This is a genomic window from Propionispira arboris, assembly GCF_900109225.1.
GTDB lineage: Bacteria > Bacillota > Negativicutes > Selenomonadales > Selenomonadaceae > Propionispira > Propionispira arboris.
In genome coordinates this window covers 177848-202457 of sequence record NZ_FNZK01000001.1, presented here as the reverse complement: position 1 = coordinate 202457, position 24610 = coordinate 177848, and the positions used below count along the sequence as shown (strand labels likewise).

The window sequence follows — 24610 nt, the reverse complement described above, 5'->3', positions numbered from 1 at the left end:
TTATTATTTCGCTGCTTTGCGCAATAATGTCACTCCAGCAATGAACCCGATCAAATTTGGAATCCAAACCGCATAAGCCGGGGACAGTATGCCGCCCTGACCAAGCGCACTTGATACCGTCATGATACTATAATAAATAAAAATAATGATAATACTAAGTCCAAAGCCAATGGAGGAGCTGGTCCGATTCGGCTGCAGCCCCAATGGCATGCCAATTAAAGCAAAGACCAGGCTTGCCATGGGAATTGTAATCCTCTGATACAATTCTGTTTCAAGTTTTTTCGTATCTACATACTGCGATTTCATAATGTTAATCTGAGCCCTTAGCTCTTTCATCGTAAGTTCTTCCGGTTTTTTTTGTTCTCGTACCAGTGCCTTTGGATCTTGCATAATTGGCAGATTTTGTTTATCAAATCGAATCGTTCGTTCTGTTTCTCCACCAGAAAAATCATACAGCATTCCATTATACATAGTCCAATGATCCGATTCCCATGTAGCATATTCGGCATTTTCCACATGAACGAGGACTTCTTTTTCAAACTCCTGCACGGATACGCCCTGCATAGAATTGGTTTCTGCATCATAACGCCGTGCATAAACAAGCCGTTGAATATTATTATCTTTTATCTCTTTCACTATGATATGATCCTGTGATTTTGGCGAAGTATTTCCCTGAATTTCATAACGCACAATATTATTATACGATTCGTTTGCTTTGGGAACGACAAACTCACTAAAGGCAATCGCAAAGATGCTGACAAAAAACGCAATACAAATCACCGGCATTGCAATTCGCGAAAAACTAATACCACAAGATTTCATAGCCGTGAGTTCACTTGATCCTGATAATTTACCAAATGTGAGTAATGTAGCCAAAAGCATTGACATGGGAAATGTTAAAACAATAATGCTTGGCAGACTAAAAATAAACAGCCGTAATACTGCCGTAAAGGATGCTCCATAATCTGTCATATATTGAGCAATTCGGAATAAAGTTCCTGAGCCAACAAAAACAGCGGAGAATGCAAATATACCGAATATAAAAGTGAGGAAAACTTCTTGTATAATATATCTGTCTAAAATTCGCATTGCATTTCTCCTATAATGTAAAGTTGTGACCTAAATAGAATTTTTTGGCAATATCACTATTGGCTATTGTATCCTTGTCACCTTCAAGCAGAATTTTACCTTCATTTAAAATGTAAGCCCGATCGACGATACTGAGTGTCTCTCTGACGTTGTGATCGGTAATCAATATACCAATACCGCGCTGCCGAAGATATTCAATAATTTCTTGTATATCAGCTACTGCTATTGGATCGACACCGGCAAATGGTTCATCCAGCAAAATAAAATGCGGCTCAATCGCCAGACACCGGGCAATTTCGACACGGCGGCGTTCTCCACCGGAAAGTTCTGTACCTTTACGACTGCGCACATGCCCAATGTGGAACTCCGCCAGCAGTGCATCCATCTTTTTTTGCCGATCTTCTTTGGATAAACTGGTCGTTTCTAAAATTGCCATGAGATTTTCTTCAACCGTAAGCTTGCGAAAAATGGATGCTTCCTGTGCTAAATAGCTGATTCCCTGCACGGCTCTTTCATACATTGGCATATCCGTAATTTTGACATCCGATATATATACATCACCATTACTTGGTCTTTCGAGACCTACAATCATATAGAACGTTGTCGTTTTGCCTGCACCATTTGGTCCCAGTAAGCCGACAATTTCACCTTTTTCGACTTTCAGAGAAACCCCATCCACGACATTGCGATTTTTATATGTTTTAACTAAATTTCTAGCTTCTATAAACACGGGGGCAATTCCTCCATTTTTCTTACATATATATGGCATTAAACATTTTATATGGCAATCGTCAGGAACGGGGTGTAGGGTTGAGTGGTGTTATCCTGGCGACTCATAGGCTGAATGAATTTCTTTAATGCGTTCTATATATAAACTGCATTATATAATACTAAACTAATTTCATTATGTTGTTACATCCGCTTTTCCACCCGCGAGATAAATCGTTAATTTGTTGCTGCGCAGTGTATTATTATTTTGTGTCGCCACAGCATTACCCGTCAAAACAACTTTTCCATCATCTTTGCCATAATAAACTGCCTGATCGCCGACTGCATCTAAGTTTCTCGGCGGGCTGACAATATGGACATTACCTGTACCAATCAAGCGATTTTCATTAAGATATGCTTCCATACGATCTGAGGTAAATGTACCATCTGTCATTGTCACGCGCGCATCAGATTCTATAACCGCATAACTTGTGTCCGGATAATAATCAATTTGCGGACCGGTTAATGTTTTGTCGGCTTTAACAGCAACAACATTCCCCGTTGCTATCATATGATTCGCGCCTGCCGTTTTAATCATTGCCGCTGTCATATGCATATCTTCTTTATCGACCACAACCCCACCCGTTACAAAACCTTCTTGCGTCTTGGAATTATACTGTGCGGATGCTCCCGTTAAAACAGCTCCATCCTGTATCATTTTCACACTGCCAGTAGCTGTAATCAGGCCAGTCTGCGTATCATATTCAACGGTATTTGCATTGAGTTCAACGGGTTTACGGTCGGCTGCAGCATACAATGTACTGGTGGTCAGAATGAAGCAGACAGCTGTGCTAAGCAATACCTTCTGCATTTTTTTCAGTTTCATCATTGAGCTCCTCCTTTTGTAATATGTGCATTCCCGCTTACTTTAACTTTTTGGAACCCATCCTGCGTTTCAATTTTATCTCCGACAATCACAGTATCACCATGGGTCAGGATAATATTTTGTTCGCCTGTCAGGGTTTGCGCAGCCGCATCCCAAAACATTTTTTCTGCCTTCAGATCACTATCATCCGTCGTGGTTGCATGTACACCACCAGCGATGGTAATGTTTTTTGCTTTTGCTTCATATTGAGCCTGTGGTGCTGTAAGCGTAACCACGATACCATTTGGCTGATAAAATTTACCATTAATATTTTTGAGTGTAACATTTTGAGTAGCAGCATCAACTTCGATAAATTCAGCTGTCATTTCCCATAATTTCACACCATTTTTTGCTTCTGTAATGGTATTGCCTGAATAACTCATACTTTTATTGTCCATTGTAACTGGTTGGACATCTTTATTTTGCGGAGCCGGCTGGGTGACAATCGCCCAATAAATTAAAGCAGCCCCCATTGCAATAAATGCAAAAATAATCATTTTGCTTTTTTTGTTATTCATTTTCTGCCACCTGTTGCTTCACCGTATGATGTTTTGTTTTTTTCATCTCGGGTGTCGTATTCCAACGTTTCTGAAACCACAGCCATTGTGTGGGATTCTCTTGAATAACCTTTTCTACAATACGAGTCATCTCGACCGTAAGATCATATAGATCCTGATCGGAGTTACCTTTATCTTCATAATGGAGTACTTCACCAATGATGACCTTGTGTTTTCCATCTGGTTTACGAACAATAAAAGCGGGTACAATGGGAGCAGCAAATTTTTTTGCAAATACCGCCGGTCCCATCGGTGTTGAGGCAGTTCGCCCTAAAAAATCGACAAAAGCACCGCCCGGCCCGGCATCCTGATCAACAAGGAAGCCTAATGCCTTCCCCTTTTTCAGAGCTTTTGCAGCACCAAGAAGTTCACTGGTACCACGAGAAAAAATTTCCACCCCGACCATCGCCCGAAATTCATTTAATATTCGGGTATGCTGCTCGTTTGGTTGTGGTTTGGCTATCGCCGTAAGTGGTATACCAGAAAAAACAAGTGCCGCTGAAAGCCATTCCCAGTTTCCAACATGTGCCGTTAAAATAACGACACCATGTCCTTCAGCCAGAGCAGCTTTAAAACGTGCTATATGATCGATTTCCATATAGGTTTCGAAATTTTCTTTTTTTAAATTCGGCATATACATAATTTCCAAAAAGTTACGACCAATATTGATAAAAGAACCTCGAATCAGCTTTTCCGCATCTTTTTGTGATTTACCAAGTGATTCCCGGAGCTGCCGAATAGCACGATTGCGTTGTTTCGCCGCAATGTTGAAATACAATAAACCCATATATTTGCCAAGCCACAAAATACAAGAATGCGGTAGTTGGCATAAAATATAACTGATCAATTTTAAAATTTTATATTGCATGGAGTTCGAATCTCCTTTTCCATCAGTCAAATGTAATAAAAATCCCCCAAAAAGGGGAATGACTTCATAATCTATCATACCATATTTTTCTCTTTATTGCTCTATATCTTCGAACGTTTTTGCCTGCGTATAATCTGAAATAATCTGATCCCAAAAGCCTTGTGCCCTTAGAATCATTTCAATAACCTGCCGTACAGCCCCATGTCCGCCATGAGCCACTGTTATGTAATGTGATCTCGCTTTAACTTCGGACACGGCATTTGGCACGGCACAAGCTAAACCGACTCGAGTCAAAACTGGCAGATCAATCAAATCGTCCCCTACATAGGCAATTTCATCGAGATTGACATGAAATTCCTGCTGCAATTTGACCAAAGCATTCACTTTATTACTTTGACCCTGATAAAGCGCGTCAATTTTAAGTTCATTAGCCCTGAATTTGACCATTTTTGATGTTCTTCCTGTAATAATGGCCGTTTTTAAACCAAATTTTTTGCTAAGCGCTATTCCCAAACCATCGTGTACATGAAATGTTTTGCAAAGTTCACCGGATGGGCCAATCATGAGCTTGCCATCTGTCAGCACACCATCCACATCGAGAATCAAAAGTTTGATTTTTTTCGCACGTTCGATAAGATCCAGGCTTACTGTCTTTTCCATCCTAGACAACTCCCTGACGCAATAAATCCGTAAGATGGACAATACCAATTGGTTTGTTTTCATTGTCAACAACAGGAAGCACCGTAATCGGACGAGGTTTGTTTTTTTCCATAACACTTAAAGCTGCTGCTGCCAATTTTTCTTTGCTGATTGTTTTTGGTGTTCTTGTCATCAGATTTTCGATAGGCTCATCAAGGAACTGACTTCCTTTGGCAAGGCCGCGGCGAATATCCCCATCCGTCACGAGTCCAATGAAGAATCCGTTCGCATCAACGACAGAAGTTGCACCAAGCCCTTTATCTGTCATCATAAACAATGCTTCTTTAGCTGTTTGACGAACCGAAATAATCGGATTGTCTTCACCTCTATGCATGATATTTTCTACCGTCAAGAGCAGTTTGCGGCCAAGGGCACCACCCGGATGGAATAAAGCAAAATCCTGTGCAGTAAAGTTGCGTGCCGACAACAGGGCAATGGTTATAGCGTCCCCCATAGCAAGTGTAGCCGTCGTACTGGCAGTTGGTGCGAGCCCAAGTGGACAAGCTTCCCGTTCTACACCAATATCAATGAAAAATTCCGCATTTTTCCCAAGTGTAGAATCACGACGACCGCTCATCGCAATAATCGTAGCGCCAATCCGTTTAATTAAGGCTAATATATTTACAATTTCAGTCGATTCACCACTATTGGAAATTGCCAAAACAATATCATTCTCTGTTACCATACCAAGATCGCCATGAAAAGCTTCGCCGGGATGCATAAAAAATGCTGGTGTCCCTGTACTTGCCAGACTGGCAGCGATTTTTCGGCCAACATGGCCTGATTTTCCCATACCAGTTACAACAACACGCCCTTTGCCGGCCAGAATAAACTGCACAGCTTGCTCGAATTCGTCATCAATTCGCGGGATGAGGGCCCGAACAGCATCTGCTTCAATGTTGAGTGTTTCAATTGCTTTTTCTTTAATCATGGAAATACCCTCTACTTTCTTATTTATGTTTATTCACAATTTCATTAATCGCTAATGCATCTTTTAAAAGATCTTCCAATTTATCAAGATAAACCATATTAGGTCCATCACACAGAGCTTCTTCCGGATTATCATGAACCTCCATAAAGAGTGCATCAACCCCTGCACCAACAGCCGCCCGCGTAAGATATTCGACATATTCCCGATTTCCCGCCGAAGAGGTGCCTGCCCCACCAGGAAGCTGTACACTATGCGTTGCATCAAAAACAACCGGATAGCCAAAAGAACGCATAATCGGAAAAGATCGCATATCTACAACAAGATTATTATATCCGAACGATGCGCCGCGTTCTGTCAGGAGAATATTTTTGTTCCCGCCTTCTTCAATTTTATGGATGACATTTTCCATGTCTTTTGGAGACATGAACTGGCCTTTTTTTACGTTAACGGTTTTGCCGGATTTGGCCGCAGCATATAAAAGATCCGTCTGGCGGCATAAAAATGCTGGTATCTGAATGATATCAAGCACTTTTGCAGCGGCTTCAATCTGATTTTCATTATGAATGTCACTGACAATTGGCACTTGTAATTCGTCTTTGATCGTCTGCAGCATTTTGAGACCATCTTCTATTCCCGGGCCGCGAAACCCATTGAAGGAAGAACGATTGGCTTTGTCAAAAGATGCTTTAAAAACATAAGGTATACCAAGTCGCTGCGTAATTGCTTTGATACCTCTACCAATCTTAAGACTGCGTTCGAGTCCTTCTAATACACAAGGTCCCGCCAATAAAACCAATGGATGTCCTGTACCTATTTTAATATTTCCCACGGATACTGTATTCATACTATATACCACCTTTCAAAATTTACGAAATTTATATATGGCAATCGTCAGTAAGGGAGTATAGGGTTGAGTGGCGTTACGGAGGAAGCAAACGATGCCCTATATTCCCTTACTAACAGACTGCCAGACTGGCTGTAATTTCTTTTATGATTTTTCATTTAAACATTTTCTAACGCTTTATAGATTTCATTGACTTTTAGCAGGTCTTCTTGTGTATCAACGCCAACAAATTTAAAATTCGTTTCCAATACTTTAATTTTATAACCATTTTCAAGGGCTCGCAATTGCTCGAGTGATTCGGTCTTTTCCAGTGGTGTAGATTCCATCACTGCATACTTTAACAGAAAATCTCGTCGGTAAGCATAAATCCCGATATGTTTATATACTGGAACCCCCGTATCAACACGTGGATATGGCATCAAAGAACGCGAAAAATACAAGGCATAACCATTTCGATCTGTTACAACTTTTACGTTATTTGGATTTTCTTTTTCAGCATCTTCAATCGGTGTTTTGATTGTTGCCATGTTAAGCTCGGGATCTTCTATAAAAGCAGCAGCCAGCGCGTCTATAATCTGTGGTTCAATCAGAGGTTCATCTCCTTGCACATTGATAATGATATCCATATCTGTATATTTTTTAGCCACTTCAGCCAAGCGGTCTGTACCTGTGGCATGATCTTTTGCTGTCATCATTGCTTGTCCGCCGCATTTTCTGACAGCATCAAATACCCGCTCATCATCCGCAGCTACCAAAACCTGTGCGGGAGTTTTTGCCAGGCAGGCCCGTTCATAGACTCTTTGAATCATTGGTTTCCCATTGATATCGGCAAGCGGTTTACCAGGCAGACGTGTCGAAGCATATCTGGCTGGAATTACACATAATATTTTCACGCAAAACAACTCCTATCTTGCCTTACATTTTATTTATTTTCCCAACTTTTTTTTAAGACTTTGACTTAACAATTCATGGAATTCAAGATCGCCTTCCTGGAAGGTAATTTCAATACTGATTACATAAATTGGGATTGGATGATCCGCATGGATAATCTCATTTGGAATCTTAACAGCATCTTTTTCTGTAATGATGATTGCTTCTACACCTTGTTTAAGCGATTGCCGAAAAACATCCTGCATTTCTTCTGTCGTATAATCATGATGATCCGGATAACGCAGGCTTTCAACAATAACAGCCCCTATATCACTGATTGTCTGCTCAAAAGATGCAGGATTCCCAATTGCGGAAACAGCCATAACTTTTTTGTTATGCATATAACTTATGTCGATGCCCTCTGCCGCAATATCACGATCCCAGTCCGCTACTTCAATAAAGCAGCGTGGTAAATGAATGCTTTCGACAATAAGCGCATGTTCATTGTATTTTGCAACTGTTTCTTTAATTTGTTCACAAACCCCCGGAGCAGCCTGGTCGACTTTCGTCATCAGACAAACATCAGCCCGATCCAGGTGAGTGACCGGTTCACGCAGCGTACCACGCGGCAGCATATAACTATTGCCAAACACATTAATTGCATCAATCAGTAAAATATCCATGTCACGCTTAAGCTGCCAATGTTGATAACCATCATCCAGAATGGCCACTTCCGCGCCAAAATGCTCAACAGCATATTGCCCCGTAATAGCTCGTTCGGCCCCAATAAGAACCGGTACATTCGGTAAATTTTTAGCCAGCAGGAATGCTTCATCGCCAGCTTCAGCGGCCGACATATAAAGCTTCTTACCATCTGATACCACACCGACCTGGCCCTTCCATTTAGCCCGATAGCCGCGATTCAAGATTACAACCCGATAGCCCATGTCACGAATAGCACGAGCTAATCTTTGGGCAGTTGGGGTCTTCCCTGTACCGCCTACAGTAATATTCCCTAAACTGATTACATGACAGGCAAGCTGCTGTTGTTTTAAAATACCCCAGCGATAACCTGCCAGTTTAAAATTCACCAGCAAGTGATAAATAAACGAAAAACTATAGAGAATACTGATGGCAAATTGTGACAAAATACCATGCTCCGCTCGCCCATGAACCAGTTGGTACAAATACGTCTGAAAATTTTCTATTTTTTCGGTTGATTTAACAATCCCAGAATTTTGTCGTTGTTCACATGCATTTAAAAGTTCATGCAGCAAAACCGCACTTTTACGAGCAGCACCACGATTTTCTTTCATAATGGCTAATGTTTCCTGCTCCATGCGGCATCGTTCGACTGAGTCACGAAAAAGGTTTTCAATGCTCACACCTAATTGAGCCTGATTTTCGACCGTAATACAGGCATTCCGTTTTGAAAAAAGGGCATGAGTGTCTTTAAAATTAAACATTTTATTGCCAACAATAATGGCCTTGCCATGTGCAGCCGGTTCCAAAATATTATGCCCGCCATGGGGAATTAAGCTTCCACCGACATAAATGACATCCCCTACACTATAAACTTTCCCCAGTTCGCCAATTGTATCCAATATCACCACATCATGATCCGTTGCGGGATGAGTTTGCAGCTCCGTCCGGGTTTTGACTTTAAATTGAAACATTTGGCAGAGTGTCATGATTTCATCTTTGCGCATGATATCACGTGGTGCAATCACTAGTTTTGCCATTGGAAATTTTTTTCTAAGCTGGCGAAATGCCTCTAATATATGATTTTCTTCGCCTTTATGGGTACTGCCAGCCAGTAAAATCCCGGTAGCATTTGTAAGTCCCATCTCAAAAATCATTTGCTGTTTTTCATCGAGTGATACATTGGTGTAAGTCTGATCAAATTTCGTATTACCAGTAACCGTAACGAGATTTTCAGCTGCTCCGAGACGAACAATATACTGAGCATCAATATCGGACTGCATCGCAAAAGTATTAACGGTACCAATCATATCTTTTAACAAACTGTGTAAATGATGATATCGTTTCACACTTTTATCACTGATGCGTCCATTGACCATCATAACTGGAATATGAAAGCGACGGGCAGCTTTCAGAAAATTAGGCCATAATTCTGTTTCTACTGGCAAAAAAACACGTGGCTGAACTTTTTTTACAAGGCTTTCGGCTATCCATGGTAAGTCCAAGGGGAAATAGATAATCGTATCGGCATCTTTTACAATCCGATTGGCCATAGCATAGCCGCTGCTTGTTACAACAGATACTAAGATTGGACTATTAGGAAATTCAATCCGAAATTCTTTGATGAGCGGACTGGCCGCTACGATTTCACCAACCGAAGCAGCATGAACCCAGATGCATTGTTTCTTTTCAACCGCATCCAGTGCATGTTTGGGAAGGTTCCCCAGACTCTGCTTTATTCGTTCGATAAAACCATCTTCTCTTATCGCGCGAATAATCAACAATGGTATTGCCATAATCGCCAGCAGAACTGTGGCTATATTGTAAAGTATCTGCATAGTGTCTCCACCTTTTGTACTAATTGAAAGTCAGCAAAAAATTTTAGATTTTTGTCAAACTTTCAAATGTTAGTCTTCATATTTCTGTTTTTTTATTGAATTGAATATTATATAAATTACTATAGAGCCCTTTTTGATGAAGAAGTTCTGCATGCGTGCCGACTTCCTTGATTTGACCACGATCAAGCACAATGATTTGCTCAGCCTGTAATATCGTCGACAGCCTGTGAGCTATAACAAACGAAGTCCGACCAATCATCAGCTTATCAAGTGCACCTTGCACAAGCTTTTCACTTTCAGTATCCAACGCCGATGTAGCCTCATCCAAAATTAAGACCCGCGGATTTTTTAGTATAGCCCTTGCAATTGCAATACGCTGTCTTTGTCCACCTGAGAGGTTGGAGCCGCGTTCGCCAATTTTTGTTTCATAACCATTGGGAAGTTCTAGAATAAATTCATGGGCATTGCCGGCTTTGGCAGCTTCAACCACCTCTTCCAGTGTCGCTTCCAAACGTCCGTATTGAATATTTTCCGCCACAGTACCACTAAACAGCATTGTTTCTTGTGGAACAATGCCGATTTGTTCTCGCAGTGAATTCATCTGCACATCACGAATGTCTATATCGTCAATCTTAATCGCACCAGAGTTCACATCATAAAAACGCGGGATAAGATTTGCGATCGTTGACTTACCGGCACCAGATGGACCAACAATTGCTACCATCTGTCCTGGTTTCGCTTCCAATGAGATTCCCCGCAGTGCCGGCGTGTCTTTTTTATATTCAAAAACAACATTTTCAAACGTAACTTTTCCGTCAATTTTTGGTAAAATAATCGCCGTTTCTTTATCTTTGATATCTTCCTGGGTATCCAGTACTTCAAACACGCGATCTGCTGCCGCCATGGCTTTTTGAATCGTTCCATATACCCGGCTAAGGCGTTTTACCGGGTTTGCTAAATTTACAGCATAGGTTAAAAAAGCAATTAAAGCCCCTGCCGTAATTGTACCATTAACAACTTCATAACCACCATACCAGACAATCAACGTAACTGCAATCGCTGCTAAAAATTCTACCGTTGGGGTAAGAATCGCCATGAGCTGCGTATTTTTCATTTGCGCCCGAAAATTCAAGAAATTTTGCTTTTTAAACCGTTCTATTTCATAATCTTCCCGTACAAAGGATTTCACCACACGAACCGCTGATATTGATTCTTGTAAAAGTGATGTAATGTCGGCAATGCGTTCCTGAATGACGGTACCACTTGATTTTAACTTACTGCCGAAAATCTTCATTGCCTGCGCAATCAGCGGAACGGTAATCAGTGTGAGCAGCGTTAATTTCCAGTGCAGATAAAACATCGTAGCTACCGAACCGATCAAGATAGACCCTTCCGTAACCATTTCGATTAAGCTGTCTACCAGCGCTGATTGCAGAGCTGCCACATCATTCGTAATATAACTCATGATGGTCCCCGTTTGTTTTTTTTCATAGTAGGCCAGTGATAAACGCTGGAATTTCATATAAAGCAGCTGTCTTATATCGATAATTACTTTTTGGGCAATATAAGACACCAGGTAAGTTTGTCCGTAAAAAAACAACCCTCGCAAAAAAAAGACCACAACAATCCCAATGGCAATTGTATTGAGCATCTGCATATCACGGTTCGCCAGAACATCGTCAATAATGTCTTTAATAATCCATGGTACGTAAAGATTCGCGGCCGCTGCAAAAACAATGCAGACAACTGCCATACCCAATCTTGGCAAGTAAGGTTTTATAAACAAAAGCAAACGTTTATAATTATTCATTTTATGTAGTTCCTCCGCTGATTCAATCTCAATTCTTGTTCGAATTTTGCAATGCACAATGGTCAGCTGTTTCTATAATGAGCTTTGCGATGCGATCTACTGCATGTGGCTGGCCAAGTTTAGCTTTGGTTTGGGCCAGCATAAGTTTAACAGCAGCACCACCGGCCGTACCTTTAAACAAGGCAAGCATTTCACGTGCAATTCTTTCTGTATTAACTTCTTGCTGGAGAAGTTCCGGAATGATCCGTTCGCCCGCAATAATATTTGGCAAACTAAAATTAGTAACATGAATAAACAGCTTACCAATGAAATAAGAAATAGGTGACATTTTGTAAAGTACTACTGTGGGCAATTCCATTAAAGCTGCTTCTAATGTGACGGTTCCCGAAGTGGCAACCGCTACATCACAAATATTCATCAAATCATACGTATAGGTATCCGTTATACGAATCGGCAGATGAAATGGTGCAATAATTGTTTGCAGCATCGTCCGTGAAATCGTTGCAGCTGCCGGCAGATAAAACTGTGTTTCTGGATATTTAGCATAGATACGTTCTGCTGCTTTTAACATTTCCGGCAATAAAATTGTTACTTCCTGCTGCCGACTGCCCGGTAAGAGCAAAACATTAGGGTTATTTAGATTTGCGTCAAAATAATCTGCCGCCGTTGCCTTATCCATCTCTGGTTTTACTGAATCAATCATAGGATTGCCAACAAATTCAATATTAGCACCAACTGCTTCATATGCAGCAAGCTCAAAGGGAAAAATCGCTACAATTTTATCGGCAATTTTCGCCACTGATTTCGCACGGCCTTTGCGCCAGGCCCAGGCCGATGGTGGAATATACGAAAAAATCGGCACACCCAGCTTTTTAGCTTTTTCAGCGAGCCGCCAGTTAAAATCAGGATAATCAATTAAAATTAGAAGATCTGGTTTTTCTCTTTGGATGACCATAAGTAAATCATCGCGAAGCTTAAACATCCTCCGCAAATTTTTGAGTACTTCCCAAAATCCCATAACATTATACTCTTTCATATCATAGAGGATATCTACACCGGCTGAGCGCATCTTTTCACCGCCGAAACCAAATAGTTTGCTTTCTGGCTGGATTTTCTTCAGTGCCTTAGCGATAGCCGCACCGTGTAAATCGCCAGAGACTTCCCCGGCAGAAAACATAATTTTATACATGCTCCTCTTCCTCCAACTTCTATCCATTCAAGCATAAAAAGACGCGAGGACACTTTCTGTAAAAGTATCCGCCGCGCCTCATAAATCTTGATTTACATAGCGACAATGGTTATTTCATTTTTATCAGCCAGTGCAATCACTTTTTCTTTTTCTACCAGCAAAGTTTTGCCAGCTTCTAAAACAAGCCCTGCTGCACCTGCCTGAATCATAGACTCTATTGTTGTAACCCCAACCGCCGGCACATCAAAGCGAATATCCTGCTTCGGTTTTGCAACTTTCGCCACAATGGCACCGCCACGCGCCAGCTTCCCACCACGAAGAATACAGGCATCCGTGCCTTCAATTGCTTCTACGGCCATTACTGCCTGATGTTTTACAACAACGGTTTGTCCTATATCCAAACCGCCAATGGCTTTCGCCATCTGAAATCCATAGTCCATATCTACTTTTTCCTCTGCAGACGGCTCCCGTCTGGTAAGAATCCCCTCATGCACCATCAGCTTCCGAATCAAAGCCGTTTGATCAAATACCTGAATATTTTCTTTGGCAAGTTCCTGTATAAACGCAAACATCATTGTATCATCACTACGATCTGATAATGATAACAGCAGCCTTGTCATCCGCTCATCCGGCTGTGCATGTTCGCCGCTAAACATAATTTCTTTCGTGACTTTACCAATCATTGTAACCTGCGTAATACCATGTTCTTTTAAATATTTTATAATTGTATCAAGACGCGCAATACTTATCTTTTGCATGTCTGTAACATTCTGTTTCAATGCTTCGTCTGTACCATCAACCAGAGCAACAGCAAAAACTCCCAGCCCCATGGCTAATGCAGCCCGGGCAAATTCTACCGGCAATTTACCAATTCCGGCAAGAAGACCTATTTTCTCCATTTTCTATCCTCCGCAAACACTTTTTCACTTTATCGAACTATAGTTATGATTATACACCCAATAATTGCATGATACATCTTGAAAATTAATTTATTCTATATCGCGGCGGCTTCGACAAATGCCACATTCCGCATTGCGTAAAAACCGCAAAAAATGTTCGACCTCGGAGCAAGAATCTACTTCCTGTTCAATCATAGAAATAGCCTGCGTCAGGCTTAAACTCGAACGATATAATAGTTTGTAAGCTTTTTTTATATTACGACGTGAATCCAGCGCAATGCCAGCTCTCGCCATACCAACACTATTAAGACCTGCTACTTTCGCCGGATGACCGTCTACAATTGTATAAGGCACAACGTCCTGAACAATCTTTGATGCACCGCCAACCATTGCGTTGCGGCCAATTTTCACAAATTGATGTACGCCTGTAAGCCCACCGATGACAGCACGGTCTTCCACAACGACGTGCCCCGCTAATGTCGCAGCATTCGACATGATGACATTGTTACCTACAATACAGTTATGGGCAACATGCGTGTAAGCCATCATAAGACAGTCTGTACCAATACGAGTCTCTTCGCCTTCACCCGTCGCACGATGTACGGTGGCACATTCGCGGATTTTGGTACGATCCCCAATAAATACATAAGATTTTTCACCAGCAAACTTAAGATCCTGCGGTTCTTCACCGATCGAAGCCCCCTGAAAAATCACACAATTTTTTCCAATACTTGTCCAGCCGGTAATAACTACATGCGGACCTATTTTAGTACCTTCGTCAATTATAACATTTTCACCAATTACTGCATAAGGCCCAATTTGCACATTTTTCCCAATACGAGCCCCTGGATGAATCACAGCAGTGTCATGTATATAAGCAACGACCTTGTTGTTTGATATCATTCGTATTTCAACTCCTTAAGCTTCTCAGCCCCGCTAGTATCCCAGCGCATTATTTTTTCACATAGCAGCTATCTTGATGATAACTGCATCTAATTTTATAATCCAATTGTTCATCATAAATTCCACCTGTAGAATTTAGTCAAATTTACCTATAATTCAGCAAAAATCGATCTTTAGCTAAGGCATACACAAAAACCCAGCTGATTTACTGTTCATTTGCCGGTTTTTTAAGGGCGAATGTAAAATCTGCCTGTGCCGCCAGCTGATCATCGACAAATGCTTCTGCATGTATTTTCCCAATATAGCCACGCATTTTAATCAGTTCCGCTTTCATGACAAGCTGATCGCCCGGCACAACAGGCTTTTTAAATTTCACATTATCCATCGCACCAAACAATGCTAGTTTTCCGCGGTTTTCATCCGGGTAAAGCATCGCCACACCACCAACCTGTGCCATAGCCTCTAAGATTAGTACGCCCGGCATAATTGGATTGCCAGGAAAGTGCCCGCGAAAATGTGGTTCCATCATGGTTACATTCTTTATACCAACGGCACGTTTCATCGGCTCTAGTTCAATAATCCGATCTACCAAAAGGAATGGTGGACGGTGTGGTAATATTTTTTGTATATCAGTTACAGATAAAATCATATTGTATTTCCTCTCTTTCATCTAGAACTTATAAAGTTTAAGTTTCTTCTCACCTGTATATTTTGAAAATCTTTTTATTTAAATGCAGCGGTAATTTTTTTTGCCAGTCGGGCATTTAAGGCATGTCCTGATTGTACTGCTATGACATGACCGCGGATAATCCCGGCGAGCCGCAGGTCACCGATAACATCCAGAACCTTATGGCGGACAAGTTCATCTTCATACCGAAGCTTATTGAGCCAGCCTTCATCATTATAAACAATGACATTCTCTAATGTACCGCCTAAGCCAAGTCCCATTTTTTCCAGTTCGGCCACTTCTTTTTCATACGCAATCGTCCGGGCCGGAGCAATTTCTTGCTGGTAAGTCAATGTATCAATGGTAAAGTCAACATATTGCGTACCAATCAAGCGATGCGGATTGATTGATGTAAAGCTCACGCGAAAACCGTCATAAGGCAGCACCATCACAAATCGCTTATCATCATCAATCCGATACACTTTATCAATAATAATTTCTTTGCGATAGGCAGATTGTTCTTTGATCCCCGTTTTATGTATTAAATCAAAAAAGATGAGCGCACTGCCATCTCCTACCGGCGGCTCTTCCGCATTGATCTCAATAAAAGAGTTATCAATCCGGGCAGCATGTAAAGCCGATAAGAGATGTTCGATTGTGAATACTTTTACATCATTCTCCGCAATCGTTGTCGCTCTTATGGTCGATGTGACATTGTCTGAAATAGCTGCTATTCTTGGCAATCCATCAAGATCAACACGAATGAACACGATACCTGTATCCACCGGAGCCGGTTTTAACGTAATGGTAACTTTCCGGCCTGAGTGTAAACCATTACCCGTATATGTCACGTCTTTTGCAATTGTGGTTTGGTATTGCATAAAAAATATCCTCCTGACATGATAGCCTTCGTCTATTTTACAAAATATTATCGATTCCTGCAAGTATTCAAAAAAATATCTGGGTTTTAGTCACGTTTTTCAACTGATTTCCAGCGATCATGCAGCCAAAACCATTCTTCTGGATAGTTTTGAATATGTTTTTCAATTATATTTGTTAATTGCGCTGTCATTTTGGCAATATCGTCCTGTTTATTCTTGGTTTGATTTACAAAAAGAGCTTTATAAATATGTATCGTATGTAAACCATCTTTATTTTCCGTAATAAATACAGGTAAAATCGGTGCATTTTTGAATCTTGCCAGTGATGCCGGGCCCTGTACACAAGCAGTATCCCGATTAAAGAACTTGGCAATTATTCCTTTTGATCCAGCATCCTGATCCATTAACAGTCCGATCAGCCAGCCTTGTCCAAGCATTTGAATCATTTCTCGCACTCCGGTTTTATACGTGACATGCATGCCTATCAATTCACGATATTCATTAATAAAGCGATCCATATTCTTATGTGTTTGTTTTTGAGCAACGCCAACAAGGGGAAATCCATTACTGGCTAATGCACCGCCGAGAAGTTCCCAGTTTCCGCTATGTGCTGTAGCAATAATACCGCCCCGTCCCAGAGCAAGTGCTTCTTCTAAATATTCCCGGCCCTCAATCACTGCATAACGATTAATATTCTGCTTAATTTTTGGATACAGCAAAATATCAATAATCATTCTGCCAAAGCGCGTCCAGCTCTTTTTGGCAATTTGTGCAGCTTCTGCCGGTGCAACATGTAAACATTGTAGAATATTACGAACTGCCATCCTTTTTCTTTTTTTAGGGACCAGCAGCCATGTCAATTCGCCAAGAAAGCTGCCGATACTGCGATTCACACTATTTGGCAGCAGACAAATAATATGGCTGAAAATTTTACTTATATAATAACTCATTTTATCATCCCCAGCTTTAATTTAAGCATACTTATCAATAACAGTTATAGGTGAAACCAATATAAGACGAATTGTCACGCCAGCCAGCATCGACTTTCAAGCCAGCGGCAATAGACATTCGAAGTCCATAATTCATGGCATGTCCATCATGTTCAATAATTAAAGATGTATCTGGAAAAACACCACCAATTGACATTGGAATCAGTTTTTTTTCAACAGCAAAAAACAGTCCATCATAATGACCATTGCCAACTCCCGCATGTACTCGCATACCCAGCGGCAGTCCTTTGCTTATAACGGCATACACCGTCTGTTCTTTCTGATTGGTTATATCTTCAATCCCCACGGCCACACCAGGGGTCAATATGCCCTCATGCAGTACACCATATTTTAGATTCAGACAGGTCTCAGCCGCTGTATGTTTATATTCCTGTCTGGCTCCACTCAATTCAAGGTTTTTCGCGATGTTTATCCCAAAAGTGAGATCGTTTCCTTCGTTTAGTTTATAATACGCAGCAGATGCCTGCCCGGGTCTTAAAACATCCGCGGATGGTGTATCAATATTTCCGGTAGTTCCCGTAGTAGCAGGTGCCGCACTCGCCTGTGAAAAAATCCCCAGACAAACAATCATAATCAGTATGGATTTTTGCATAAGACCTATCCTTTCTCCAATTATAATCATAAAAGAGACTGCCCTATGCCCGCAGTCTCTTTTATGATTGCCTTAAAACAATCAACATTTATCTTGTTCAAGTTTTTTCAATCGTTTTTCGAGATCTCGAATCGTTTTCATCATTTCCGGCAAACGTTTCGATGCGACTTGGTTTCGCAGCCATTCTTGGTGCGGCCGCGCCGGAAAGCCTGCATAAAACACATTAGCTGGAATATCACTGATTGGTCCCGAACGAGCGGCCAAAACAGTGTTATCGCCAATATGAATATGTCCAACACACCCAGTTTGACCACCAAATGTTACATTGCGGCCGACAATTGTCGATCCGGCAATGCCCGTTTGTGCAACAATCAGGTTATTGGCGCCGATTTCACAATTGTGTCCGATATGTACCAGATTATCAATCTTTGTTCCCTGTCCAATAATGGTCGATCCCGTAGTAGCTCGATCAATGCCCACATGCGCGCCGATTTCGACATCATCTTCAATCCGAACATTACCCACCTGCGGTACTTTAGAATGCTTGCCGTCTTTCGTAATATAGCCAAAACCATCAGCACCTATTACTGTACTGCTGTGAATAATAACCCGTTTACCAATTTGACAAAATTCACGAATGGTCACATTCGAATAAAGCAGACTCTCATCACCAATTTTTACATGTTGTCCGATATAGGTATGCGGATATAAAATTACATTGTTGCCAATGATTGCATGATCATCCACAACAGCAAATGGCATAATTGAAACATTTTCACCAAGCTTTACGTCTTGACCAACAAACGCCTGTTCACTGATTCCCCGGCGGATGGTAAGCGGTGGATTAAATACTTCAAGAAGTTTTGTAAATGCGGCCCTTGGTTCTTCAACACAAATCGCAGTTTTAGCAAAGTCAGTAATCGTATTTGGCAATAAAACAGCACCGGCATTACAATTTTCTGCTTCTTGTAGATGCGGTTCGACCGCAAAAGTAATATCATGTTCTCCAGCTAAAGCAATATTCGTTACTCCCGTGATCGTTATATTACCGCTGCCTATAATCTTCCCATTTACAATATGAGCAATTTCTGCTAATGTTTTTTCCAAAAGAAACTCCCTCTTTTACTATTGTAATTTTTGGATCAGGTCATCGGTAATATCTATACCACCCTGAATAACAAACTGTTCTTTTGTCGGTTGACCCATCTGATTTGTTTGTACAAGATCTTTCATCACGACTGCAGATAAGTCTTTTTCTTTGCTTACATCTGCCATAGCTTTATCAATCGTAGTTTTGAGTTCAGAATTAAATTGGCTTTCCATGCCACTAAGTTCTGCTTTTGCTGCATTAACGGATTTTTGATAATCTGCATCTGACATATTCGCTTTATCATTTTGCAGTTTTTCCGTAAGGTCTTTTTGTTTTTGCGTATACTGTTCAGTTTGCGCTTTCGTTATTGTTTGAATCTGAGGACTTTCTTTCATGATACGTTCCGTATCAACTACCCCCATTTTTGTATTTGAACAGCCGCTGACAAATATGGCGATAATACCGACCATAAGCAGCGCACATAGAGATTTCTTATTTAAATTCATTGTTGTGCCTCCACTTTTCTGCTTTCTTTATTCGTTCTTTGTGACCTGCCTGGTTGTTTGAAATTCTTTGATTACATCATCCGTAATATCAAGTGCATGAATATTGACTTCTACATTGGCAAAGACACATTCCAAATGATTGGTGATAGCAATTTTCGCTGCAATACCAGCAATATCTTGATTGATCAAATCTTCTAACAGGGTTATTTCTTTATCCTTGTTATTCAGCGCTTCATTTTTTTGCATGATGTCATCTACCGAAAATGGCATTGCCTGATCCTTCATAGTTTGATCATCACGACTTTGTGCCTGCTGCCGATTTGCGGCCGCTTCTTGCTGTTTTTTCTGCAGTAATGCTGCTTCAAAGGCTTGCTGTTCTTTTTGTTTTTGTGCGATAAAAACTTGCAATGACTGTTGAATCTTTTTATCATATTGTCGATTCACTGCATCAAGTTCTTGATTACGTTTTTGCCGTTCTGCTTCTATATCAGCAGCCAGCTGCTGTTTAACTTCATTGTTCGCTTTTAAGTTATCATATTGCAGCTGCAAATTAAATATAACATTTAAATATTTTTCTCGAACTGCTTCAAGATCAGCTTCTCGCTGCGCGGCCACCGACGCACCTAACGTCTTTTTCTGATTAAGGACTGTTTGCTTCAGCTTAATTTTATTTTCTTCTATTTGCTGACTACTTTGCTGCTTTACAGAATCATCAAATGCCTGCGCATCGATAACAGGTGGTGGATTAACAAGATTAAAATCCGTTTTAACTGCTGCTGCTGCAGCGAGTGTACTGCGTTCTTTACGCAGCTTAACCAGATCATTGTATCTTGGGTGAGCTTGCATTGCCTGTTTCAAATCAATGACACCAATGGTATAGTCTTGCGTCGAAAGATTGCCAGCAGTAGTCGTTTCTTTATGGTTTTGCCAATAAAGTCCACATAAAAAAGCTAAAACTACTAAGGTTAAAGAACCTGCAATAATCTTCTTTTTACGTTCTTCCACAAAACCCACCCTTCCTAATAAATACCGAGCGCGGTCACCCAGGCTCGGTATTTATCGTTTCATCAATAAAGCTATTTTTTTTTCTTATTTCGTAATTTTTTTAACTACATCAGCCGTAATGTCCTGACCGCCGTAAACTACATTACTTTTATCTAAAACAACGGATAATCCTTTGGCATCCGCAATGCTTTTAATGGCTTCTTCGATCTTCGTACGAATCGGTTCAATCAGCTCTTTTTCTTTATTTTGTAAGCGCTGCTGTGTTTGCTGATAATATGCTGCTTTTTCCTGATCATTCATACCAGCAGATTTTGATTCAAAATCCGCTTTAGCACTATCGATTTCTTTCTGCATTTCTGTATTAGCAGCAGCAAGATCTGGATGCTGTGACATAACCTGACGATAATCTACAATACCAACATTCGAAGAAGAGGCGGCAGATGCAATCCCCATGCTGCCTGTTTGCGATACAGCAATTGCTACAATACTAAATACAAAGACCAACGCAATTGCAACACTAATTAATTTTACCTGTTTTTTTTCAAATTTTATCATGTTTTTCTCCTTTACCCTTGCGGGAATTTAATTAATCAACGACGAACATAGTTTCGTTCTTTCCTTACAATAAAAAACTGCCTAAATAAACAGCAACTTCATTATAACAAACTCTTTTTTGAGATTCAAGGAATTTAAAAATTACCAATAAGCCTGAGCCAGCTGTCTTTATCATCCATAATATATTCGAGACTGACAAAATCATGTATTTTATAACGCAGACCCATTTCTTCTGTCTGATCCGCAAAAGCATATTCATAACGCAACAGCCATTTATTATCAAACTTTTTCTTTAAAAGAAAAACTCCATTATGGGCATTACTGTCATATTTCATTCCCATTCTGACCGTTGGCAGCATTTCTCGTTCGTACCCATAAAATGCTTTCCAGGTAACAGACTGTGGATAAAAATCAAGTTCTGTGAAAACTTCATCCTGTGATGATATAAATCGCCCTAAATGAATACGAAATGCAGTATTATCTTCTTTACTATTTATATCAAAATATCCTTCCAAGGTAAAACGATAACGCTCGGTATCTGAATAGCTTTTGACATACGTTTTTTCACCGGGATTCAATTCAATATGAGTTTTAACATGAAACGAACGGAAATCTTTCTGTTCATCCAGTGAAGTTACAAGGACTTGATTAAAATATGCATTATGACGTTTGACAAAATCAACAGGAACCCCCAGCATGATATCCGCTTTTTTTTGAATTTGCGGCCGATAGTTTAAGAGCAGTATATTTGGCATGGATTCAGAACGCATTGCTAAATCGACATTGCGCACCACCGGAACTTTTGGATAAAGAACAATTTTCACCTTTGCCACGGTTCCTGGTTCTACATCAAAATCAGCCCTGAATTCCGGTAAATGTTCCTGCATGAAAGAATTGAGGCTGCTTTTTAAAATACCATTCGTCCAATCCGCTGCATCAATGGGAAGCCCCAGCATATTTTGTTCAAAAAGGTTTTCAATACCAGTTACATCCTGCAAAGCCAATGCCGCTATTTCAGGCGGCATGCCTTCTACCTGGACAGTTGTATCTATTTTTTTAATTACATCATCCCATGGTACAAGTTTGACGGTTACCTGCGTATCACTGCCGGGAATAACCTGTACCGCTGTTACTGTATAACCTATCAGTATTCGATTAAAAACTTCGCGAATAAGCTGTTCATACTCCATACGTTTCAGTATTGCCTCATTTACATTGTGCCCAGTAAGGACTTGTTCGGCAATCGTATGTACACTAGCTTCCATACGTCTTTGAATTAGAAGTGGTAAATGTCCATCTGCCTGCACTTCTACCTGCACCGTATCAACAAGTGCCGGAGCTGCTTTGGCAACAGCACTTGCCAAAACAAGACCAATCGTACATAGTATTATAATAAGCAGCCATCTGCGCAGCATATAGCAACTCCTCCTGCGTCAAAACACGGATGTATATTAGAATGTACCGCCCAAACTAAAATGGGTCCTGCCGCCATCTTCACCGCGTCCATAGTCTAAACGAATCGGGCCGATTGGTGTTTGCAGCTGTATTCCAACACCGATACTTTTATGAAATTCAAAGTCTTCATTGGATTGACCACCCCAGGCATCACCAAAATCGGTAAACAAAGCTCCCTGAACTTTACTCACAATTGGAAAACGATACTCGACCGTTCCCAGCATCATCGTATTGCCGCGGAACTGATCATCGCGATAGCCGCGCAGTGTAGTCTGCCCGCCAACCATATAGCGAGCCGATTCCGGTAGTGATCCGTTTGCCTTGCCAACTTGCCCCCGCAGCGCGATGACTTGTGCATGACCAACTTTGAAGAATCTTTGGTCTTCAACCGTATATTTCTGATAATTAAAGTCGCCGCCTAAACCAGCAAATTCGGTAGTCAATGCCACACGAGTGCCTTCGGTTGGCGAATAAATATTATCGCGCGTATCCGTCACATGGGACAAAGTCACACTGCGTGTTTCGCCAAAATTCGCATCCCGCCAAGATTGGTAAGCAGGTGTACTGCGATCTATTGTGTTAGAATCATCAACATGCCCTTTGTAATAATCTGTACGGTCTCTTAATGTAACATAATTCGTTGAATATTCACTGACCGGACGGCCTAAAGAAATTTCACCGCCGCTGTATTTCTTATCATACGTTTCAGTTAAATGTCCGTTGGTATCATAGTCATCATATTCAGAGGATTTATTATAAACACGAATTGTGCCAGTTGTCTGTTTACTGTCGAGCCAAGGCCTTGTATACGTGAAAACAAAACCATTATAGGCATTATCCGTACCGCCAAATTCATAATTAATCTTAACCGCATCGCCGATGCCACGGAAGTTCGTATCTCCCACTTCAATTAAACCAATCATACCATCTTTACTGCTGTATCCAGCCCCCACGGCAAATGTTCCTGTACGTTTTTCAACAACTGTCGTTTCAAGAACTACAGAATTTGGTTCACGCCCCGGATTTAATTTCATATTAACATCTTCAAAAAAGCCTAGATTGTAGACACGCTGCATACTACGGCGGGCCTGTTTTACATTAAAAGGTTCACCTGGCTTCATGCGCATTTCACGCGTAATGACTCGTGCTTTCGTTTTCTCATTACCCTTAACAGTATAGCCTTCGAGGATTCCTTCATTAAACGTTAATTTCAAGACACCATCTGGTGTAATACTGATATCGCTGATTTTGGCAAGAATATATCCATCCGTTTTGTACCTGGCTTCAATCGCCTTAATATTTGTGTTCAAGGTTTTTGTATTCAGGATGGTTCCTGGCGATACCGTAAGCAAACTTGCAATCGTTTTTGTATCCAGGGCTTTATTACCGCTAATTTCAACAGATTTTAAAATTGGATTTTCAATAACGTGATAGGTAAGTTTCACACCTTCGGGAATTGGTTCAAACGTATAATACACATCATAAAAATATCCCGTTTCCGCAATCGCCTGGCTGGTCTGTGTAACAGCATCAATACTGACCGTATCACCAGCTTTTATCTTAACTGGTGCCATGGCATCCGCTTCTTGAACCTGTTTCAAGCCTGTGATATTAACTGAAACTATTGTTTGCCCAACGTATTGTTTTAATTCGGCTTCGACCTGGCTGCGTGCCTGCTGTTTGGCTGCGAATTCAGCAGCAGCCAATGAGGCAGGTGTTTGTGCCGGTGCACCGACGGCAGGGGGAGGGGTTGATGGTGGCTCAGCAGCTGGATCAGGTGCTTTTTTATTTACATCTGCTTCAGCTTGCTCTTTTGTAGAAACTGCCTGATTATCCACAGCTGTAGGCTGATCTGATTGTTGTGCAGCTACTTGATCCTGGTTATCGGCTGCCACCTCATCTGCATAAACTGGATTTAAATTTGTAGCGATAAAACTTGTTGTCAATACTAACGCACAAGCAATTGATCTATATTTATTCTTACTCAATCCAAGACCTCCTAAATTTGTTTCAAAAC

General features: G+C 40.9%; 24 protein-coding genes. All 24 read right to left on the bottom strand.

Annotated features, from left to right (window positions below):
• Positions 1-3: 3 nt before the first annotated feature.
• The 24 genes from BMY14_RS00905 to BMY14_RS00790 all read right to left on the bottom strand — a co-directional run bounded on the left by BMY14_RS00905 (position 4) and on the right by BMY14_RS00790 (position 24581).
• Positions 4-1089 (bottom strand): LptF/LptG family permease, encoded by a 1086-nt coding sequence (locus BMY14_RS00905; protein ID WP_091828404.1) that lies wholly within the window; start codon positions 1087-1089, stop codon positions 4-6.
• Positions 1090-1099: 10 nt separating this feature from the next.
• Positions 1100-1858, bottom strand: coding sequence for an LPS export ABC transporter ATP-binding protein (gene lptB, locus BMY14_RS00900; RefSeq protein ID WP_425438900.1), 759 nt, complete (start codon positions 1856-1858; stop codon positions 1100-1102).
• Positions 1859-1993: 135 nt separating this feature from the next.
• Positions 1994-2686: an LptA/OstA family protein gene (locus tag BMY14_RS00895; RefSeq protein WP_091828402.1), complete on the bottom strand. Its 693-nt coding sequence runs from the start codon at positions 2684-2686 to the stop codon at positions 1994-1996.
• The gene (gene lptC, locus BMY14_RS00890) at positions 2683-3240 is read right to left on the bottom strand and encodes an LPS export ABC transporter periplasmic protein LptC (RefSeq protein WP_091828401.1); all 558 of its coding nucleotides are present in this window, start codon (positions 3238-3240) and stop codon (positions 2683-2685) included. The genes BMY14_RS00895 and lptC overlap by 4 nt, the downstream gene beginning before the upstream one ends.
• Positions 3233-4147 (bottom strand): lysophospholipid acyltransferase family protein, encoded by a 915-nt coding sequence (locus BMY14_RS00885; protein ID WP_091828684.1) that lies wholly within the window; start codon positions 4145-4147, stop codon positions 3233-3235. Before BMY14_RS00885 ends, lptC begins: the two co-directional genes overlap by 8 nt.
• A gap of 93 nt (positions 4148-4240) precedes the next feature.
• Entirely contained in the window at positions 4241-4807 is a 567-nt protein-coding gene (locus BMY14_RS00880) for a KdsC family phosphatase (RefSeq protein ID WP_177177429.1), read from the bottom strand.
• Between the two features lies 1 nt (position 4808).
• Complete coding sequence (locus tag BMY14_RS00875) at positions 4809-5777, bottom strand: KpsF/GutQ family sugar-phosphate isomerase (protein WP_019551885.1); 969 nt, start codon at positions 5775-5777, stop codon at positions 4809-4811.
• 19 nt (positions 5778-5796) lie between these two features.
• Complete coding sequence (kdsA, locus tag BMY14_RS00870) at positions 5797-6621, bottom strand: 3-deoxy-8-phosphooctulonate synthase (RefSeq protein WP_091828400.1); 825 nt, start codon at positions 6619-6621, stop codon at positions 5797-5799.
• Between the two features lie 158 nt (positions 6622-6779).
• Positions 6780-7514, bottom strand: coding sequence for a 3-deoxy-manno-octulosonate cytidylyltransferase (kdsB, locus tag BMY14_RS00865; RefSeq protein ID WP_091828399.1), 735 nt, complete (start codon positions 7512-7514; stop codon positions 6780-6782).
• A 33-nt stretch (positions 7515-7547) separates the two neighbouring features.
• Positions 7548-10031 (bottom strand): tetraacyldisaccharide 4'-kinase, encoded by a 2484-nt coding sequence (gene lpxK / locus BMY14_RS00860; RefSeq protein WP_091828398.1) that lies wholly within the window; start codon positions 10029-10031, stop codon positions 7548-7550.
• Positions 10032-10107: 76 nt separating this feature from the next.
• Positions 10108-11841 carry an ABC transporter ATP-binding protein gene (locus tag BMY14_RS00855; protein ID WP_019551881.1) on the bottom strand — a complete coding sequence of 578 codons (1734 nt, stop codon included), beginning with the start codon at positions 11839-11841 and terminating at the stop codon, positions 10108-10110.
• A gap of 28 nt (positions 11842-11869) precedes the next feature.
• Positions 11870-13030: a lipid-A-disaccharide synthase gene (lpxB, locus tag BMY14_RS00850; RefSeq protein WP_091828397.1), complete on the bottom strand. Its 1161-nt coding sequence runs from the start codon at positions 13028-13030 to the stop codon at positions 11870-11872.
• A 92-nt stretch (positions 13031-13122) separates the two neighbouring features.
• Positions 13123-13929: an LpxI family protein gene (locus BMY14_RS00845; protein ID WP_091828396.1), complete on the bottom strand. Its 807-nt coding sequence runs from the start codon at positions 13927-13929 to the stop codon at positions 13123-13125.
• 90 nt (positions 13930-14019) lie between these two features.
• Positions 14020-14832, bottom strand: coding sequence for an acyl-ACP--UDP-N-acetylglucosamine O-acyltransferase (lpxA, locus tag BMY14_RS00840; RefSeq protein WP_091828395.1), 813 nt, complete (start codon positions 14830-14832; stop codon positions 14020-14022).
• A 205-nt stretch (positions 14833-15037) separates the two neighbouring features.
• A complete protein-coding gene (fabZ, locus tag BMY14_RS00835) occupies positions 15038-15481 on the bottom strand; it encodes a 3-hydroxyacyl-ACP dehydratase FabZ (protein ID WP_091828394.1) in 444 nt (147 codons plus the stop codon).
• Between the two features lie 74 nt (positions 15482-15555).
• On the bottom strand, positions 15556-16380 hold the full coding sequence (gene lpxC / locus BMY14_RS00830) for a UDP-3-O-acyl-N-acetylglucosamine deacetylase (RefSeq protein WP_091828393.1): 825 nt from the start codon (positions 16378-16380) through the stop codon (positions 15556-15558).
• 86 nt (positions 16381-16466) lie between these two features.
• On the bottom strand, positions 16467-17330 hold the full coding sequence (locus BMY14_RS00825) for a lysophospholipid acyltransferase family protein (RefSeq protein ID WP_091828392.1): 864 nt from the start codon (positions 17328-17330) through the stop codon (positions 16467-16469).
• 34 nt (positions 17331-17364) lie between these two features.
• Positions 17365-18012, bottom strand: coding sequence for a YjbH domain-containing protein (locus tag BMY14_RS00820; protein WP_245741184.1), 648 nt, complete (start codon positions 18010-18012; stop codon positions 17365-17367).
• Positions 18013-18063: 51 nt separating this feature from the next.
• Positions 18064-19089, bottom strand: a complete 1026-nt coding sequence (lpxD, locus tag BMY14_RS00815) for a UDP-3-O-(3-hydroxymyristoyl)glucosamine N-acyltransferase (RefSeq protein WP_091828390.1) — start codon at positions 19087-19089, stop codon at positions 18064-18066.
• 18 nt (positions 19090-19107) lie between these two features.
• Positions 19108-19578 (bottom strand): OmpH/Skp family outer membrane protein, encoded by a 471-nt coding sequence (locus BMY14_RS00810; protein WP_091828389.1) that lies wholly within the window; start codon positions 19576-19578, stop codon positions 19108-19110.
• A 27-nt stretch (positions 19579-19605) separates the two neighbouring features.
• A complete protein-coding gene (locus BMY14_RS00805) occupies positions 19606-20583 on the bottom strand; it encodes a hypothetical protein (protein WP_091828388.1) in 978 nt (325 codons plus the stop codon).
• Positions 20584-20667: 84 nt separating this feature from the next.
• Entirely contained in the window at positions 20668-21138 is a 471-nt protein-coding gene (locus BMY14_RS00800; protein ID WP_091828387.1) for an OmpH/Skp family outer membrane protein, read from the bottom strand.
• A gap of 134 nt (positions 21139-21272) precedes the next feature.
• Entirely contained in the window at positions 21273-22553 is a 1281-nt protein-coding gene (locus BMY14_RS00795) for a hypothetical protein (RefSeq protein WP_091828386.1), read from the bottom strand.
• Between the two features lie 36 nt (positions 22554-22589).
• Positions 22590-24581 carry an outer membrane protein assembly factor gene (locus BMY14_RS00790; RefSeq protein WP_091828385.1) on the bottom strand — a complete coding sequence of 664 codons (1992 nt, stop codon included), beginning with the start codon at positions 24579-24581 and terminating at the stop codon, positions 22590-22592.
• Positions 24582-24610: the final 29 nt, after the last annotated feature.